Origin of the sequence: Microcoleus sp. Pol12A5 (assembly GCF_036701435.1) — a bacterium.
GTDB lineage: Bacteria > Cyanobacteriota > Cyanobacteriia > Cyanobacteriales > Microcoleaceae > Microcoleus.
On sequence record NZ_JAUBQU010000087.1, the window covers coordinates 1 to 18821 of the forward strand.

Annotated in this window: 11 protein-coding genes and 1 pseudogene; 5 read left to right on the forward strand and 7 right to left on the reverse strand. The window is 45.6% G+C overall.

Features of this window, described 5'->3' with window-relative positions; translation table 11 throughout:
- From QUA45_RS20415 to ftsH2, 3 genes are all read right to left on the reverse strand, one after another.
- A partial coding sequence (locus tag QUA45_RS20415) for an aminopeptidase P N-terminal domain-containing protein (protein ID WP_333221974.1) occupies positions 1 to 491 on the reverse strand: 491 nt, incomplete at its 3' end.
- A 147-nt stretch (positions 492 to 638) separates the two neighbouring features.
- A complete protein-coding gene (locus QUA45_RS20420; protein WP_333221975.1) occupies positions 639 to 1040 on the reverse strand; it encodes a hypothetical protein in 402 nt (133 codons plus the stop codon).
- Between the two features lie 133 nt (positions 1041 to 1173).
- Positions 1174 to 3060, reverse strand: coding sequence for an ATP-dependent zinc metalloprotease FtsH2 (ftsH2, locus tag QUA45_RS20425; RefSeq protein WP_333149854.1), 1887 nt, complete (start codon positions 3058 to 3060; stop codon positions 1174 to 1176).
- 323 nt (positions 3061 to 3383) lie between these two features.
- On the opposite strand from ftsH2, the gene QUA45_RS20430 reads away from it, so the two are divergent.
- Together QUA45_RS20430 and QUA45_RS20435 are read left to right on the forward strand one after the other, a co-directional pair.
- Positions 3384 to 4466 carry a ParM/StbA family protein gene (locus tag QUA45_RS20430; RefSeq protein WP_333041971.1) on the forward strand — a complete coding sequence of 361 codons (1083 nt, stop codon included), beginning with the start codon at positions 3384 to 3386 and terminating at the stop codon, positions 4464 to 4466.
- A gap of 20 nt (positions 4467 to 4486) precedes the next feature.
- Positions 4487 to 5005 (forward strand): hypothetical protein, encoded by a 519-nt coding sequence (locus QUA45_RS20435; protein WP_333068371.1) that lies wholly within the window; start codon positions 4487 to 4489, stop codon positions 5003 to 5005.
- 177 nt (positions 5006 to 5182) lie between these two features.
- Here the strand turns inward: QUA45_RS20435 and QUA45_RS20440 are convergent, their stop codons facing one another.
- The 4 genes from QUA45_RS20440 to QUA45_RS20455 all read right to left on the reverse strand — a co-directional run bounded on the left by QUA45_RS20440 (position 5183) and on the right by QUA45_RS20455 (position 11199).
- On the reverse strand, positions 5183 to 6106 hold the full coding sequence (locus tag QUA45_RS20440) for a hypothetical protein (RefSeq protein WP_333100367.1): 924 nt from the start codon (positions 6104 to 6106) through the stop codon (positions 5183 to 5185).
- 249 nt (positions 6107 to 6355) lie between these two features.
- Positions 6356 to 7753 carry a magnesium transporter gene (mgtE, locus tag QUA45_RS20445; RefSeq protein WP_333068369.1) on the reverse strand — a complete coding sequence of 466 codons (1398 nt, stop codon included), beginning with the start codon at positions 7751 to 7753 and terminating at the stop codon, positions 6356 to 6358.
- Between the two features lie 193 nt (positions 7754 to 7946).
- Positions 7947 to 9683, reverse strand: coding sequence for an ABC transporter permease subunit (locus tag QUA45_RS20450; RefSeq protein ID WP_333221976.1), 1737 nt, complete (start codon positions 9681 to 9683; stop codon positions 7947 to 7949).
- 151 nt (positions 9684 to 9834) lie between these two features.
- Positions 9835 to 11199, reverse strand: coding sequence for a nitrate/sulfonate/bicarbonate ABC transporter ATP-binding protein (locus QUA45_RS20455; protein WP_333221977.1), 1365 nt, complete (start codon positions 11197 to 11199; stop codon positions 9835 to 9837).
- A gap of 400 nt (positions 11200 to 11599) precedes the next feature.
- On the opposite strand from QUA45_RS20455, the gene QUA45_RS20460 reads away from it, so the two are divergent.
- From QUA45_RS20460 to QUA45_RS20465, 3 genes and pseudogenes are all read left to right on the forward strand, one after another.
- Entirely contained in the window at positions 11600 to 11914 is a 315-nt protein-coding gene (locus tag QUA45_RS20460) for a hypothetical protein (RefSeq protein WP_333100371.1), read from the forward strand.
- 407 nt (positions 11915 to 12321) lie between these two features.
- Positions 12322 to 12468, forward strand: a pseudogene (locus QUA45_RS29230) (hypothetical protein); the annotation flags it as partial.
- 761 nt (positions 12469 to 13229) lie between these two features.
- Positions 13230 to 18722 carry a PAS domain S-box protein gene (locus tag QUA45_RS20465; RefSeq protein ID WP_333221978.1) on the forward strand — a complete coding sequence of 1831 codons (5493 nt, stop codon included), beginning with the start codon at positions 13230 to 13232 and terminating at the stop codon, positions 18720 to 18722.
- Positions 18723 to 18821 lie beyond the last annotated feature (99 nt).

Here is an 18821-nt window from a genome sequence, read left to right on the forward strand (position 1 = left end):
ATGTTGGAATCTTCGATTGCTGTGGGGCCTGTGCCGCGTTTCGGGTAGGTTGCCATCAAGCGCTGCCAGTGATTGAGGACTGTTTGGTCGAAACTACGATCGCGCCCGAAGTGATAGTATATGCGATCGGCTTTTTCTAAATATTTCGGCAATTTTTCCGCAAGTTCGGCAATGGAGAAAGCTTCATCCGCGCCGTACAATTCCTTAGCGCCTTCTACTCCGGCGCGATAACCGTGCCAAGTTTCTTTTTCCAAGTCTTTTGGCTGCACAAACAAAACAAATTTGTGTTCTTCGTGGTGCGGCGCGAGCACTGCTACCGCCGCAGCTTCGTTGAAACCGGTTAAGTAGAAAAAGTCGCTATCTTGTCGGTAGGCATATTCTACATCGTTGTGCATGACGGCAGCGGGGGCGCTGCGAAATATCGCCGTCCCGCTGCCAATTTTTGCCATTAACTGTTCGCGTCTTTGCCGGTATTCGGTGGGGTTTGTCATCCGATTTTAGATTTTAGATTTTAGATTTTAGAGTGAGTGTAATATTAACATTCGGCGGTTGAAATCGCTGCTTGTCCGACTTGCACCCGCAAGCCCAGGGTTGAAGATATAGGCGATCTGTTTTTTTTCTGGGTATACTTATTTATTCTATTGTTCTGCGATCGCCAATTGACAAGTATAGTCAACCAGCCGAGACAAAGATGAGTTGCGATCGACTAAAGTCCATCTCGGATCGAAATTAGACCAATTTTCGCCATCTTCGCTAACTCTAACAGTTCTAAACTGTCGCTGCTGGCAGTTAACTTCCATTTGCGCCAACAATTTCTCGTTACTAAACTGTTGAGTTCCTAAAATAGTTCTGACTGGATAAGAAGGAGCACCGGGAATATCCGATTTGCTTAATTCAACGCTGCTGGGGTCGATGCAAATATCTACAAAACATCTTAATTTTTCGGCGCGGGCGCTCAAAGTATTGACACAAACAAAAATAAAAGTTGCTATTAAAAAAAATGACGAATTATTAGTATGTATGGCAAATTTAGTATTCATCTGCGTTAATTGGCGTTTAGGGGCGGTTTAATATTATTGACAGTTTAATAAAAAAGTAGGGACGTGGCAATAGTGCCACGTCCCTACTTTTTAAAGACACGGCATTGCCGTGTCCGTAATCTTTAAACAAGTCTTAAAGCTGAGGAACGTATTGTTCTTTTTCAGGAACAAAAGTGTATTCAGAGACGATTAGGCGCAACTCTTCGCCGTCGATGGTTTCTTTTTCGATCAACAAATCGACTAAGCGATCGATCACCGTGCGATTTTCGCGAATAATTCGGCGGGCGTCGTCGTAGCAGTGATCGACAATCGATCGAACTTGTCCGTCAATCCGAGAGGCTATTTCTTCGGAATATTCCGATCGCGCTGTGTAGTCGCGGCCGAGGAAAATTTCGCTTTGTTGAGCTTCCAGGGCGATCGGGCCCAAGGTAGACATCCCGTAGCGAGTCACCATTTGGCGCGCCATGCCGCTTACTTGCTGCAAGTCGTTGCCGGCACCGGTGGTTACTTCGGCATCGCCGAAAACTACTTCTTCGGCTGCGCGACCGCCCAAAGCACCGCTAATCCGGGCTAAAATTTGCGATCGAGAAATCAAACCTTGGTCTTCGCTGGGCATGAACCAAGTCAAGCCGCGGGCCTGTCCGCGAGGAACTAAGGTAACTTTTTGAACTGGATCGTGGGCTTGAATGATTGTACCGACGATCGCGTGGCCGATTTCGTGGTAAGCAATCAAGCGCTTGCTCTTGCTGTCCACCAAAGGAGTGCCTTCCATACCTGCTACCACGCGATCGACTGCATCGTCAATTTCGAGCATCGTAATCGCCTCTTTGCGGCGGCGGGCGGTTAAAATAGCAGCTTCGTTGAGCAAGTTAGCCAAATCAGCGCCAGTAAAGCCTGGAGTGCGGCGGGCGATGGCGTCCAAAGAAATTTCCGCAGACAGCTTCTTGTTGCGCGCGTGAACTTCCAAAATTTCCAACCGGCCTTTGATATCCGGCGTATCTACCGTAACTTGGCGATCGAAGCGACCCGGACGCAGCAGCGCTGAGTCGAGCACGTCGGGGCGGTTCGTGGCAGCAATGATGATAATGCCAGTATTGCCCTCAAAACCGTCCATTTCGGTCAGCAACTGGTTCAGGGTTTGTTCCCGTTCGTCGTTACCGCCACCGATACCGGCGCCGCGCTGCCTTCCTACGGCATCGATTTCATCGATGAAGATGATGCAAGGAGCATTTTCTTTAGCTTTCTTGAACAAGTCGCGGACGCGGGAAGCGCCGACACCGACGAACATTTCGACAAATTCTGAACCGGAGATGCTGAAGAAAGGCACGCCGGCTTCGCCTGCGATCGCTTTTGCCAGCAAGGTTTTACCGGTTCCGGGAGGGCCAACTAGCAGCACGCCTTTGGGAATCTTCGCCCCGACTGCGGTGAAGCGTTCGGGTTTTTTGAGGAATGTCACCACTTCTTGAAGTTCTTCTTTGGCTTCCTCAACGCCTGCTACGTCGTCGAACAGTACGCCTGTTTTAGCTTCCATTTGAAAGCGAGCTTTGGATTTGCCAAAGTTCATGGCTTGGCCCGGGCCGCCGGGAACGTTGCCACCGCGGCGGAAGAGGAAAAACAGGCCTCCTACTAACAAGAGGGGAAATACTAGATTGCCTAAAAGTCCCCAGACAGCACCGTCATTGCGTAGTGGGTGAGTGTCGAAGCTGATTTTTGAGTCTCTGAGTCTAGAAACCAGTTCCGGGGCATTTGAGGGCAAGTCTACCCGCCACCGCTGCTCGTGATTGTCCAGTTCGGGATCGACTGCTAGGACAATAGCCGTCCGACCTCCGTCGTAAAGGTCAACGCTGGTCACTCGACCGGCGTTTAAGTAATCTAAGAATCGACCGTAGCTCAGGCGGGTGCTGGCGGTGTTCTTGCTCATTTCTGCGGGGGATGGGGCAAAGGCCCCCTGCCACAAGAAAAAGCCGATGACTAAGGCAGGTAAAGTCCAAAGTAGTATAGTTCGCCAAGAAATTTTCATAAATGCGGATGCCTTGAATTGGGGACAGATCGGGTAAGATCGCGGTGTCGGAGAAGTGCGACAAAAGTTTACACTCAGAATCTTAACTAAATTTAACTTAACAATGCACTCTCAGGCAACAGAGCTTTGAGGACGATGGCTCCAGAAAAAGTTAGGTTAGTTAGGGTAAGGGCGATCGTCCCGAATATAATGTTTGGTGCTGATTTCGATACCGATCTAGGTAGAGTTAGAAGAATCGTCGCTTTCACCCACTGTCTTTAAGCGTGGCAGTGTCAAGGGATAAGGCATGATAATGGTGAGGCTCAGTGAGGTAACACATTTCAATGACAACTAGACAGCTTGTTCCTAATTCGGCTATGCTGACCCAGCAGACTAAAGTCGCTTCTAACAAATCGATTATTAGTGCTGATTTGGGTCGGACGGCAACTAAAGCTTGCGTGAGTCGCAACCCGAGTAGCGTTGTTTTCATCCCTGCCAACGTGGCTACTATGCCCGTGGAAAAGGTGCGGGGTGGCAGCTTTGAGTCCAAAGCAACAGATCCTCTGTTGGATATGTGGCTGGAGTACCAGGGCAAGGGTTACGCTATAGGCCAACTAGCGGCAGATTTTGGCGCTAATCTCGGTGGCGCTGACCAGTCGAAAGTAGTAGATGCTTTGGTTAAGGTCTTTTCCTGTGCTGGATATTTCCAGATGAAGGGCGAAATAGCAGTTGTGCTGGGTTTGCCGTTTTATTCGCAGGATCAGTTTGAGAAAGAAAAGGAAGAGATTATCAGCCAACTGCGCTCTCCCCACGTTGTGGTGTACCGGGGCGAGCGTGTGGATATTAATATCAGTCACGTTTGGGTGATGCCGGAAGGGTTCGGCAGCCTGATTTGGTGCGAGGCTCAAGATAACAAGGAGTTTACGCCGGAGTTGCCCGAACTGTCGGTGGCGGTTGTTGATATTGGACACCAAACTACCGATTTGTTAATGGTCGATCGTTTCCGGTTCGCCCGGGCGGCTTCTAAGAGCGATTCCTTCGCAATGAACAAGTTCTACGAACAAGTTGCCTCAAAGATTCCGGGAGCAGACCCTCAATCTCTGTCTTTACTGGAAGCGGTGAATAAACCGGAAGGCCAGCGTTTCTACCGTCCGAGAGGAGCGACTAAGCCGACTAATTTAGATCCGATTATTAAGGATTTGCGAGAGGCTTTCGCTAACGAACTGTCCGAACGTTTGGTGCAGTGGCTGCCGGAACGTGTGACGGATGTGGTTCTGACTGGCGGGGGCGGCGAGTTTTTCTGGGAGGTGTTGCAACCTTTGCTTAAAGACGCCAATCTTAAGGCTCACTTGGCTCAGCCTTCCCGGAAAGCTAATGCTTTGGGACAGTTTATTTATGCTGAGGCTCAGCTAGCCACGATTAAGTAACGCATTAAGGCTTGAACCCTATGGCACTGTGGGCAAAAAATAAGGCGAATTTCTCGGTGGCGTTTACGGAAGATGCTGCGGATCAAACTTTGCTGGCCGCTATTGAAAAAGAGTTGGCTTTCACGAAGTATCAGACTTTCAGCAATCTCTGCAAGCAGGCTTTGTGGCAGTTTTTGTCTGTATCTGAGTCTACTAGCTCTACACAGAGCTTTCAGCGGTTGGAACAGCGTATTGCTGAACTTGTGGTCAAATTTGCTGAGTTTGAGCACAATGTTTCGGCAGAGGAATTAAGCCGTTTGGAGGGACTGGAACATCACCTGACTCAACTCAGCGCGCAGTTGGATCAATTGCAGGGGAGTGTTAACAGTAAGTTTGCTCAAGTTTCTTTTGCCCCAGTTTCAAAAGTAGTAGAGCCTGACCCCATTGAGTCTGAGTCTGTGGCGGATGATAATGTAGTGTCTGACGCTGAGGTTGCTCCTCGTCGGGAATCCGATCCTTTGCTGGAGCGTTTAAGTTCTTTGTTACCGCAAGATTTCTAAAATGAGGTAGACCTAGGCTACAAAGCCTTGAGATGTAATGTTAGTGGCCCGCTGTTGGCAGCCGGTACTGAAGAAACAAAGCGATCGCTCTTTTGAAAAAAAAGGGCGATCGCTTTGTTATTGACGATTTTAGATTTTAGATTTTAGATTTACTCATTTTTGCCTATACCATTCCCATTATTCGATTAATCCTAATTTTTGTAATCGCGAACGAATGGCACTAGGCTGTCGCTGAAATCTCTGAGCTAATTCGTCAATTTGTTGACCGCTAGCATATTCTTTTTTCAAATTTTCGTCTTCATCCTGACTCCACTTGACGTAAGCTCTAGGATATTTCTGGCGAATTTTCTCATTCTGGGTTTTAGGTCGATAACCATTCTTTTGAGCGGCATTCAAACCCGAACCAAACTGTGGGTTAATTTCCCCACTGCGACTAGCTAGCGCCTCTTGCACGCGGTTGGGAATGACAGCAATTTCTTCTGAGAGTTCAGCCAAAGCATTATCTACTTTTTGCTGAAGTTCTGTTAGCTGCCGCTGCTGCAAACTGCCCCACTGCGGCAGTTCGTTGATAAACTGCTGCAAGTCCAGAATTATTGTTGTCAAAGTTTCGACTTGTTGCAACTCCGGCCGCTGTTTGAATTGGCGGCTGGTGAGTTCGATCTCGCTTTGAATCATTTTAATAGTTTTTTCTAAAATTATTAGTCGCTGGCGCAGGTTCTCAATTGCTGAAATTAGAGAGTGTACGTTTTCTCCAGGCGCAACATTGAGATTTTCGCGAGATGTTTGAGAAAGAGCTTCGTCTAAAGCATTTACAGCAAGTTGCAATTGCTCGATCGCGCGATCGGTAGTAGCTGCTTGTTGATTTACGCGATCGAAAGTGGCCGCGGTACTTGCTTTAACTTGCCCGTGCAACTTCTGCCGGTTCACAAAATTCAACACCAACGAAATCACTACAGGCACTTGAGCATAAACGCTCTGCCCCCAAACCAAACTAGCAGCCAATCCCACAGCAGAGGCAGCAATAAAAACCACTTCAGCAGTTTCTAACAAATTGCTCGACTTGGGATTTTGGATTTTGGTGGATGAATTGGATGATGACATAGGCTAATACCATTTTAGATTTTAGATTTTAGATTTTAGATTTTAGATTTGGAATGACTGATGAAGCTCGGAGTTTGGAGCAATGGCCTATAGTTGCATTATTTTTTTCAACTGGTACAAATATGCGGATAAAAATAAAGTAAGAAGCGCGAGCGCACCTATCCGGTATGGAATCGGACGCCGACCCCGAATTTAGCAGTGGTGAAAAACAGATTAAGTTTTTTATTCACAGCCATCTAATTAAATATATTAAATCTGCAAAATTAGTCGAGCTAAAGTGAAATAAATCAAGACCCCAAGGACATCAACTGCGGTGGTAATAAAGGGAGCAGACATTAAAGCGGGGTCTAAACCCAAAGAACGAAATAGAAACGGCAGAGCTGAACCGGCAATAGAAGCTAAAATTGCGATCGCAAACAAACTCACTCCCACCGCGAGTGCCACGGCTAAACTCCCTTGCAGAGTATAAGCCCAGCCCGTCGCTACAGTCCCCAATATAGCTCCTAGCAGCGCTCCCGCCATCCCCTCGCGAACAATTACTTGAAACGGCCCCATTGCTGTAATTTCATCAGTGTTCAAACCGCGAATTACAACTGTTGAGGACTGAGCTCCGACATTGCCTCCAGTGCCAGTCAGCAGGGGAATAAAGGCTGCTAGGGCGACTACTTGGTGCAAAATATCTTCTTGAGCTCTAATAATTGCGCCGGTGACAGTATTAGTTAAAAGCAGAACAAACAACCACACGACCCTTTTCCGGGCAACGGTGATTAAATCGGTCTGGAAATAATTGTCGCCGCCGGACTGGACGCCGCCCAAGGTATAAATATCTTTTGCTGCTTCTTGTTCTAAAATGTCGATCGCGTCGTCAACTGTAATGATCCCGACCAGCCGCTGTTCGCGGTCTACAACGGGTACAGCTAAAAAATCGTAACGCTGGATCAGCCTAGCTACTTCTTCTTGATCCGTTCCTGTTTGAACAGAAACTACGTCGCGGGTCATAATTTCGCCGACAGTTTTGTCGAGGGGGGAAGTGACTAAATCCCGCAGAGATAAAATGCCGGTCAAGCTGCGTCCGGCGTCGGTGACGTAAAGAGAATAAATTGTTTCGGTAGTTTTAGCCAAAGAGCGAATTCGGTCTAAAGCTTGGGCGACGGTAAAGCTTTCTTTCAGAGAAATATATTCCGGGGTCATGATCCGACCGGCGGTACTGGCTTCGTAACCCAAAAGTTGAGCCGTAGCTTCCCGTTCCGTCGGGCTCAATTCACCCAACAGGCGACGGACTAATATTGCCGGCAGTTCGTCAAAGAGTTTAGCTCGATCGTCCGGGGACATTTTGTCTACAATGTCAATGACTTCTTGGCGTTTGAATTTTTCGCAGAGGGACTGCTGAACGCTGGAGTCGAGATATTCGTAAACTGCGATCGCTTCGTCTTTGGAAAGCAAGCGGAAAGCTATTACTTGCATGGTTTCTGGCAGACCTTCGATAGCTTCAGCTATGTCTGCTTCCTGCACCGGGTGCAAAATCGCTTTTGCTCCTTTAAAGTCTCCTTCTTCCAACAGGGCCCTTAACTGCGATCGAACTAATTCCCGCAGTTCTTTTCGCGCGTAGGTGGGTAGAGAAGACGATTGATAATTTTTTTCTGTCACTGATGACCCTCCTAAACCTGTGCTGCGCGCCTTCCTGAATCCAGTTTAGAGCCTATTGACGCCACTGGTTGCAGTTATACGATTTATACCCGCGGGGTTAGCAATCCAGTTTCTTTGTGGAGGCTTCACCACCAAACCAAGATGTATTCTCGAAACCTGTTTTTTGGGTATGGTGTTTTTGATATTGATTTACTTAAACCAACAATTGATATTTTTCTTGTGCCAAACGGTAAAGTGGCCGCCAGACCAAACGGTTAGTCAATACAACCAACAACGACATTACAGAAGTAGCAGCCAACAGCAAGGAAAAATTCCCAGATGCCGTAGCCTGAGAAATAGTTTCTCCCAAACCCTCTGTAGTAACAATTTGACCTTGAAACTGCACGTACTCGCTGACAATACTTGCGTTCCAAGCACCCCCAACTGCTGTAATAATTCCTGTGATCAAGTAGGGAAAAATTCCCGGTAAAATTAAAGTTTGCCAGCGCTGGATTAGGGATAGTTTGTAAACTTGTGCTGCTTCAAATAACTCCGAAGGTATGGCTTGAGCGCCCGCAATAACATTAAACAGCAAATACCACATTGTACCCAACATCATCAGCGCCACTGAACCAATTTGCAAGCCTCCTCCAGCGTGAATTAAAGCTAGTAGTAATACGGGGAATAAAGCAGTTGCCGGTACAGAAGCTGCTATTTGTACTAATGGCTGCAAAATTTGAGCTAAACGGGGATTTCGACCGATCGCCACTCCGACAGGCACTGTCCACAACAGCGATAAAAATAGCGCGGAAATAACGCGCAAAGCTGTGAAAAATGCACCTGTCATGACTTTTTGCCAGTCAGACAAATTCAGCAACCGCAGCAGCAGCAACGCTTCCCAAGTTCCCCAAAGCACAATGACGGCAAACCCGCTAACAAATATCCAATTTATCCAATTTCCGATGCGGCTTCCTTGGCGATGATTTGCTGGTAAATCCACCGATGCAAAAGCTCTTGCCAAACCACGATCGAAACTATCGCCGATCTGCGAAATACGCGACTTCAAAACCCGCAGAGTCGCCGAGCGCCTTAAAAAATCTAACACATTTGACTGCGGTACATTTGTAGCTTCCACCGCTTGATATTTAAACTTTTCTACCCAAGCAATCAAAGGCTGCCAGATGAAAAAGTCTATGGCTATAATTACCCCAATTAAGACTGCTAAACCCCAGCCTATCGCCCCAAAATTTCCTTCATTGGCTGCCTTGCCCAAATAGGAACCGAGTCCGGGCAAATTAAAGTTTTTGTCCCCCAAGGTAAAAGATTCGATCGCAATCAAAAAGAACCAGCCGCCCGCCACTGACATGACGCTATTCCACACCAGTCCGATCGCCCCAGCAGGCAATTCTAACGTCCAGAACTGCTGCCAAGCATTCAGCCGATAAACTTGAGCAGCTTCCTTAAGTTCTCGCGGAATCCCGGACAGCGACTGATAGAAACTAAAGGTCATATTCCAAGTCATTCCAGTAAATATTAAGATAATTGAGGCGATTTCTACGCCGATTATTTGACCGGGAAATAAGGTAACTAGCGCTAAAACAACTCCCGGCAAAAAAGATAAAACTGGAATCGATTGCAAAATATCTAACAAGGGAATTAAAATTTTTGCGGCTAAGGGAAAGCGGTAAGCAGAATAAGCATAAACTAGGGTAAACAGCAGCGATAAAAAATAGGCTGCTACCATGCGTAAGAGACTCTGGGCTGTATATGCTGGCAAGACATTTAGGGTAGTCTCAATTTTGAAATTTGGGTTGTACTCACTGCTGAATTGAGAAGCTGTTTGGACAATTACCAAAATTAGAGAGAAGATGGCTAGAATCAGCAAACCGTCTTGCCAAGTCCAAGCTGACCTTTCTAAAGTTTTATTTGCCGGTGTTAGAGGTCTGGTCATACGAAGTAGTTATTGGTAATCGGGAAAAAGGTAATGGGAAATTTGGAAGTTAGAACTTGGGGGAGCGGACGGCTAGGGCATCGGGTAATTGTTAATTGCTCATTGCTAGTAAATAACTAATAACTAATTACTGATGACTGCGGACTAATGACTACTGACTACTGGCTACTGACCACTGACTACTGACTTCAGATTCTAAGAAGATTTCGCCGCCCGGTTGATCGTAACTGTATAACTCTGCATAGCGACCCCAGTCAATAGCAGTTTTCAATTGCCGCATTGCTTCTTGGGGGCTAAAGTGGGCTTCTAGAATATCCAAAATCAACTCTTCAGAAATGCGGTGATTGCGTTTGGCCTGAAGCATTCGAGAAATTTGCTGTACCAGGCGAATATTGTTGAGAATTTGGGTACGAACAATTTGTTTGCGCTGGTCAATGCCGCCGGCAATAAACTGAATGCCAACTGGAGTTAAAAGGAGGTCGCCTTCTTGGATTACCAGAAATTCCATTAACTTTGCTGCTTCCACGATCGGCAAAATGTCGTCAACCTCTAACATTAATTCTTGACCGAGGCGGTAGAGGTCTTTCTCCTTGCGGTCTTCCAAGAGTTCCAACAGACCTGCGATCGCACCGGTTCGCACCTGTGGCAGAGATTGGTATTTAGCGCTTTGAGCTGGTTGAGGTTGAGACACAGCAGCGACACTTTCAGCAGGTGCTGTCACTGTTTCGCAGCTCAATTCGGGATTGGTGAGAATTTTGTAAACTTGGTCTACGAGAGCTTGAAATTCGGGAGTTTTACGATCGCGGTAGTGCGGCAAAGTCACTGTTAACTCGGCGCGAATTCGCCCCGGGTTGCGACCCAAGACTACAACGCGATCGGCTAAAATTACCGCTTCCTCAATCCCGTGAGTTACGATTAACACAGCTTGAGTCGGAATCTTTTTTTCTAGCCACAAATCTAATAACTCAAACCGCAAGTTTTCTGCGGTCAGCACGTCTAAAGCTGAAAACGGTTCATCCATGCAAAGCAATTCGGGTTCTACCGCCAAAGCTCTAGCAAATCCCACCCGCTGCCGCATTCCGCCCGAAAGTTCTTTCGGATAAGCATTTTCAAATCCGTCTAAACCGATAATGTCTATCATCCGTAAAGCTTTTTTGTGGCACGCTTCGGGCAATTCTCCTTTAGCTTTTAAGCCTAATTCTACATTTTCTAGTACGGTCAGCCAGGGATAAAGGGCAAAGTTTTGAAATACAATTGCCACCCCAGGATTTAAGCCGACTAAAGGACGATTGTGATAGATAACTTGACCGTTACTGGGCGGGATAAGTCCGGCAATCATTCGCATTAATGTTGATTTGCCTGAACCGGATGGGCCGAGTAAAGCTACTATTTCTCCGGCTCGGATATCTAAATTAATTGACTCTAAAATAGATATTTTTTGACCGTTGGGCTGCGGGTAAGCCTTGCTAACTCCTTGTAAGGTGATGAGACCCTCTGTTGCTGTTTGAGCTACCACAATTAAACCTCCTATGTTTTGTTTGAATTTAGTTATTAGGCAGTAGTTATTAGTCGGTAGTTATTAAGCAGTAGTCAGTAGTTAGAAACTATGGCAAACTGACAACTGATAATGGCTAATTGATACCAGTTTCGTAAAATAAGCAACTGCAGACCAGCCCTAACCATGATGCAGTCTGTCATTCTCAATCGAAAATTAAAAATGGTATGACTGCCGAGCATTTAGTCAATTTTTTGTGACAGGCGATCGCTTTTTCACCAGCAACAAGACTGGAAAAACAGCGAGTTGGAGCGCAACTGAAAATATAACCAGCCAAGTAATTGAGCGATCGTAAGCAATTATCATCGCCCAACTGCCCAGAAAGCACGATCAGCCATAGCCTGTGTTAAAAATCCCATAGGTGGAACCTCTCTTGTTTGCAGGCACGAGTCGAGCTAAGGCGGCTTTCAAAATTGATTCCTGGACTCCCATAGCTATACCCTATAAAGTCATTCCTAGCAATCCCCCCTGGCCATTTCCCAACAATACCAATGGGGCAAACAGTGAAGAAAAAATCACTGCAAACATCAGGGTTAAGATGCCGAGGCGATCGAACTTACCTCTCAAAAATCAGGGCTGCGATCGCGTCACTCCCCATCGCCCAAGGGTAAAATATAGGAATCGAGGTGTCAAATGCGATCGCGCTTCTGTGAAAATCAGTCAATTTGAGATGTGAAACTTCGGTGTGAGCGCTCAGTCGAAGGATTGGAGATTTTAGATTTACTCCAAAGATGAATCTGGGAGCAACAAGAGTCTAAAATTTTTATCTCTCCACCAAACAAGTCGGAGGCTTATATTCGTTTTTAGGTAGGGTTCAAGGCAATGAAGAGAAAATCATCATAGCCATAACTAATCAGCCCTAAAGTATCTCAATAAACCCTAAACAGCCCGGCCATCCTTCCGCTTTAATTTTTAACCCTCCTGCTTCAAAATCGAGGGGATTGAGATAAGTTCGCTGAAGTGCCAAAAGCACTGTCAGCCCCAAAAAAAGCTGCCACAGCCAAAATCGCAAAGCCTAACCGATAACCCAATTACTTTGCGCGTGCGATCGGCTATCATCAATAACGACCCTGGCGATCGCTATTTGATACCGTGCAGTTGATCGTCGGACTAGATCGATCGCGAAATGTTAACTATCTAAATCCTTTCTTCTTCACCTTCACGGGTTATATACACAAAGAAATTTTGGGCAATAATTGGTTTGACACCTTCTTACCTTGCGAGCATTAACAATCAATTAAAACTGTCAATATTACCTGCCAGCAGTGATAGTGAATCCCCTCGCTCCAGTTATGCTTCCTGTTCAAACTGCCAATTTGTTGGGCTGGGATTTAGACTCTCAGATCAAATCAAGGAACAGGGAACAGGAAAACAATTTTCTGTAGGAATGGATCTCAAAAGCTGCATCTGAATAGTGTACAATTATAACAAACCAGATGGGACATTACAAGGTGCGTATTGTGGGATAAAAATTCTCTGCGCTCTTGATTTTATTACGGAATGTTTAAACTTGTATCTTTTCCTTAACCCTTTTATATTCTTTACCAAATCTTTATTTTTTTTCTCTATGGTCTGGTTATTGTTGCTTCAAGCGAACTTGCAGCACGTTGCAAAAGAGTGAAATACCCTTGAGTTTTAGTTACAAAAGAGGTTTTTATGCCACACTGCCCCTGCTGCTCGAATCAAAGGCTGCCTCACGTTAGCAAGCATCAAATCTACTGGTCTTCTCCCCAATGTTGGCAAACAATACCTATTTACAATTTGAACAGATGTGGCTCATCGATCTCTATAAATCTAGTTAAAGGGCTAGGGGTTAAGTAACAACATTCTTTACCGATGTATTTAACAAACAAACTTAGGGGTATAAAGTTTAGAGAATACCTTATCGCTAACTGGTTTTCCGGCTCAAGACTTAGTTTCATTGCATTATTAAATTACCCAAGTCTAGCCAAAAAATTTGAATGCTGCTCTATTCATCTATCGCTTAATTTATGGTAATCCCTCGACGCAAAGTAATTATAAGTTTAGACCAAACACCATTTAAACGATTGCTACCTCTTTTGCTTGGTGTGGTGGCCTCTCTTGCTGTTTTATTTACGTGGCAACAGCTAACCATTAACGGACAAATTCACATCGAGCAGTTAATTCAGCAGGAAGCCAATGCGATTCAGTCACAACTGACCGAAGGATTATCCATTCGGGTGTTGACACTTCGGCAAATGGCGAATCGCTGGGAAGCTAATGGCGGTACACCAAAGGCTCTTTGGGAAGCCGATGCTGAGGCTTATGTAAAGGATTTCTACGGTTATCAGGCGATCGAATTAGTCGATCCATCATTTAAAGTGCGATGGGTTGTGCCACTGGCAGGGAATGAGGCAGCACAAAACCTAGATGTTAATGGGGAACTGCGTCGCAAAATTACTTTGCAAGTGGCTCGTGATTTGCGTCAACCTATGTTAACTCGCAATCTTTCACTCGTTCAAGGGGGTCAAGAATTTCTAGCAACTTTTCCTTTGTTTGTAGGTGAACGTTTTGATGGGTGGATTGTCGGACTTTTTCAGTTTCAAACTTTATTTGAAAGTATTTTAAAAGTGTCACCAGGGTACAAAATTGCTATCTATGCTGGCACAAATTTGCTCTACGGTCAAGAGTTTGTGTCTCAAAAATCAGTTTCAAAAACAGTGGTATTGAAAGCCTATGGGGTAGACTGGAGAATAGATGTTTATCCAACTTTAGATTTAGTAGAAAGAGTAAACTTTTATTGGCCGAGAGTTGTATTAATTGGTGGCTTATTTTTAGTGTTCCTGCTGATGTGGGTCATGTATCTGGCACAAGTTAGTTATTGCAAAGTCGATAAATTCAAAAAAGCCAATCGCCAGTTGCAATGGGAAATTCACCAGCGACAACAGGCAGAAATTGCGATCGCTCGACTAGCTGCGATCGTTGAATCTTCGGAAGATGCCATTCTCAGTAAAGATTTAGAGGGTGTAGTTACAAGTTGGAATGTAGGAGCAGAAACAATTTTTGGCTATACAGCAGCCGAAATAGTAGGGCAATCAGGGAGAAAACTGATTCCCCCAGACTATCGAGATGAGGAAAACGAAATTTTCACCAAAATCCAGCGAGGAGAACGCACCGAACACTACGATACAAAAAGGCTGAGGAAAGATGGAACATTAATCGATGTCTCGATGAGTGTCTCCCCCATTAAAGACGAAACAGGGAATATAATTGGAGTCTCAAAGATTGCCCGGAATATTGCTGACCGCAAACAAGCAGAAGCAGCACTACGTGAAAGTGAAGAACGCTGGGAACTTTCTGTACGCGGCAATAACGATGGGATTTGGGATTGGAATATTCAAACCCATGATGTCTTTTTTTCTAGTCGCTGGAAGCAAATGCTGGGCTATGAAGACCGGGAAATCCAAAACATTCTAGACGAATGGGCTAATCTGGTACATCCTGATGATTTGGGATGGGTGATGCAAGCCATTCAAGACCATTTTGCCAAGAAAACTCCTTTCTATCTCACAGAATATCGCCTTCGCTGCAAAGATGGTTCCTACAAATGGATTTTGGATCGCGGTCAGGCACTTTGGGATGATGCAGGTAACGTAATTCGGATGGCTGGCTCTCACACCGACATTACCGAGCGCAAGCAAGCTGAAGTTGCTTTACAGGTCAGCGAAGCCAGGTATCGGCAATTAATCGATAACTTAAATGCAGGTTTTGTGATTCATGCGACAGATACCAGCATTCAATTATGTAATGAAAGAGCTGGTGAATTACTAGGGCTTTCAATGGATCAAATGCTGGGAAAAACTGCGATATCTCCGGCCTGGCATTTTGTGCGGGAAGATGGCAGCGTGATGCCCCTAGAGGAATATCCGGTAAATCAGGTTTTATCCCGTGGAAGTTCCCTCAAAAATTATGTTTTAGGAATTAAAAAAGAAATTGATAGTTGTGTTTGGGTATTAGTTAATGCCTACCCAGAGTTCGATCAAAACAGTAAAATCATACAAGTTGTAGTTACGTTTATTGATATTAGCAATCGCAAAAAAGTAGAGCTGGAAATCCAGAAAACTCGCAATTTCTTACAAGCACTGCTGGATCATCTACCGCTCGCAATTTTTGTTAAGGACGCAGAGCCTAAACGATTTGGCGTATTTCAGTTTTGGAATAAAACCAGCGAACGGTTATTTGGCATCTCAGCCGAAAATGCGATCGGCAAAAGTGGCTATGATTTTTTCCCAAGAGAACAGGCTATCTTTTTCGATCAAAAGGATAGAGAAGCTTTTGAAAAAGGTAAGGCGGAGGATATTGCTGAAGAAATCATTGACAGTCATAGTCTGGGAAAACGTTGGCTGCATACGGTGAAGATTCCCATTTACGACGAGCAGCATCAGCCCCAGTACCTACTTTGTTTTTCAGAAGATATCACCGATCGCAAACACGCAGAAGCAGAGCGTAGAGAAATGAGTGAGGTAATGCAAAATGCGGTTTCCGGCATCTCCAAACTGGATGTACAAGGACACTACCTCTATGTGAATAAAGCTTATGGTGACATGACAGGCTATCAGCCAGAAGAAATGATCCGGATGTCCTGGGAAAAAACCGTACACCCCGATGAGTTGAAAAAACTGGTTGCAGCCTATTGGCTGATGGTGCAAGAGGGCAGAGTTGAAGTTGAAACCAGAGGGATTCGTAAAGACGGTTCGGTTTTTTATAACCAATTGGTGATGATTTCAACTTACGACGCACAGCACCAATTTATGGGGCATTACTGCTTCATGAAAGATATTAGCGATCGCAAAAAAGCCGAACTTGCACTAGAACAGGAACTCCTGCGGAGTAAAACCTTCTTCAACACTTCCCTGGACGGTGTTGTTGTCATGAATTGGGTCGGAAAAGTTGTCGAAGCTAGTCCCAGTTTTGCTCAAATGCTGGGCTACACCCTAGAAGAAACCCTGAATCTGAGTGTGTTTGATTGGGATGCTGAATGGACGAGAGAAGAACTACAACTTATGCTCCAGAGAGAGGAGGTTATTCCGCTGTTTGAAACGCGACATCGCCGCCAGGATGGTTCTGTATATGACGTGGAAATTAGCTGGAACCGGGTGGAATTACAAGATGAGATGATGAACTTCTGTATCTGCCGAGATATTAGCGATCGCAAACGCAACGAAGCGGAACGCCAACAAGCAGAACAGGCACTCCGAGAGAGTGAAACTCGCTTCCAAGCCTTCATGAATCACAGCCCTGCCCCTGCCTGGATTACCGATGAAAATGGTGTAATGCTCTATGCCAGCCAGACTTATCTCAATACCTTCGAGCTACCCACTGAAAATGTGATTGGAAAATCCATTTTTGAACTTTACCCCGCCGCCTTCGCCCAACAATATCTAGATAATATCCAAACCGTTGCTCACACCAACGAGCTAATTGAAACGATTGAGATTGCGTCCCGTCGAGATGGAACCCTGGGTGAGTTTCTGGTTTACAAATTTCTCATCCCCGACTTATCTGGGCAAATGCTAGTAGGTGGTGTGGCGATCGATGTGACACGACAACATGAAGCTGAAACCGCCTTACAACTGAGTGAGGAACGCTTGAAACTGGCACTAGAAGCTTCTGGAGATGGACTGTGGGATTGGGACATTGAAACTGGAAAATTTTACCTGAATTCCTACTACCAGGAGATGCTGGGCTACAAGCCCGGTGAGTTGGTGATGGATGTGAACCTCTGGGAACAGATGATTCATCCTGATGATACATTGTGGGTTTTTGAGGCTCTCAATAGTAACTTGCAAGATAGCTCTCTTAAATATGCCTTTGACTATCGCGTGCGTTGCAAGTCAGGTGAGTGGAAGTGGATCGCTAACTACGGGAAAGTCGTTAGCTACGATGAAGATGGTAAGCCTTTACGGATGATTGGAACGCACAAAGACATCAGCGATCGCAAACGTAAAGAACTGGCACTGCAGCACGCAATGGAAGCAGCAGAAGCAGCGAACTTGGCAAAAAGTACCTTCCTAGCCAATATGAGCCACGAATTACGCACTCCTCTCAACGTAATTCTAGGATTTGCCCAAGTGATGACCCATGACCCCTCCCTAACTCCCAACCAAAAACAAGACCTGCAAACAATTCAACGCAGTGGGGATCACCTTTTGAGTTTGATTAACGATGTGCTGGATCTCTCGAAAATTGAATCGGGACACTGCACAGTTGAACAAAGCGGATTGGACTTAATTGCGCTGCTGCATTCCCTCCGAAATATGTTGGCGGAACGAGCAAGTTCTAAAGGACTTGACCTTTGTTTCGAGATTGCGCCAGAAGTTCCCCAATTTATGCTTGCCGATGCTCAAAAACTGCGCCAGGTTTTGCTGAATCTGCTGAGTAATGCCATCAAATTTACCGATCGTCGGGGAAGCATTACTTTGCAAGTCAGCATTGAGGCGGACGGTACAGGGGCATTAAGCACAACTCGGCCGATTCTCCAGTTTGTAGTCGCTGACACAGGTGTAGGGATTGCATCGGTCGAACTCGACACCATCTTCGATGCGTTTGTGCAAGCTCAAGCTGGGAAGCGATCGATCGGCGGTACGGGGCTAGGTCTAACCATTAGCCGCAAATTGTTGGAACTCATGGGCGGAAAAATTTCTGTCAGCAGCACTGTAGGACAGGGGAGTACCTTCACATTTACCCTTCCCGTCAGCCCCATCAGTGGAGTTAATGTTACACCCGAAGAGAATAATCGCCTCGTGATTGGGCTGGCTCCAAGTCAAGGGGATCGTCGCATTTTGGTGGTTGACGATCAAGCAGAAAATCGCTTGCTAATGGTCAGATTACTGACACAATTAGGATTAGAGGTAAAAGAAGCTACCAACGGACAGCAAGCTGTGCAGATTTGGCAACAATGGCAACCCGACCTAACCTGGATGGACATTCGGATGCCCGTGTTAGATGGATACGAGGCTACGAAGCAAATTCGGGCAATGGAAGACGGACACAACAGTATCATTATTGCACTTACGGCCCAGGCTTCCCAGAGCGATCGCGCCCTCGCCTTGGCTGCTGGCTGCAACGACTACATCAGCAAGCCCTTCCGGGAACAAACCCTATTTCTTAAGATGGCCGAATACCTGGGGTTAGAGTATGTATATGAGGAAAAGGAAATAGAAAAGGGGGAACGGGGAACAGATTGTTTTCCTTCTTACCTCTGTTCTGTTGCCTCTTCCGTTTCAGATTCCTTCGATCCAATGCTTTTGGCGACATTACCAAGAGTATGGGTTGTTCAGTTGGAAGATGCTGCTTTATGTGGGGATGATTTTGCGATAATTGAACTGGTAGCTCAACTTTCCTCAGAACTCGCTCAATTCGGTACTTATCTGACGGAACTCGCCAACCAGTATCAATTTGAAAAAATTCTTAATCTAATTCAAGACCATTTTCCAATTGGAATTCCTCCATTGGATTTATAAGCTGTTGTGCAGTTAAATGTTTAATTATGACTAGGGAATTAGAAACAGCCAACAATAATTAAATTTAATTGTTGTAATTAGTGAAAAACCTTCTTAATT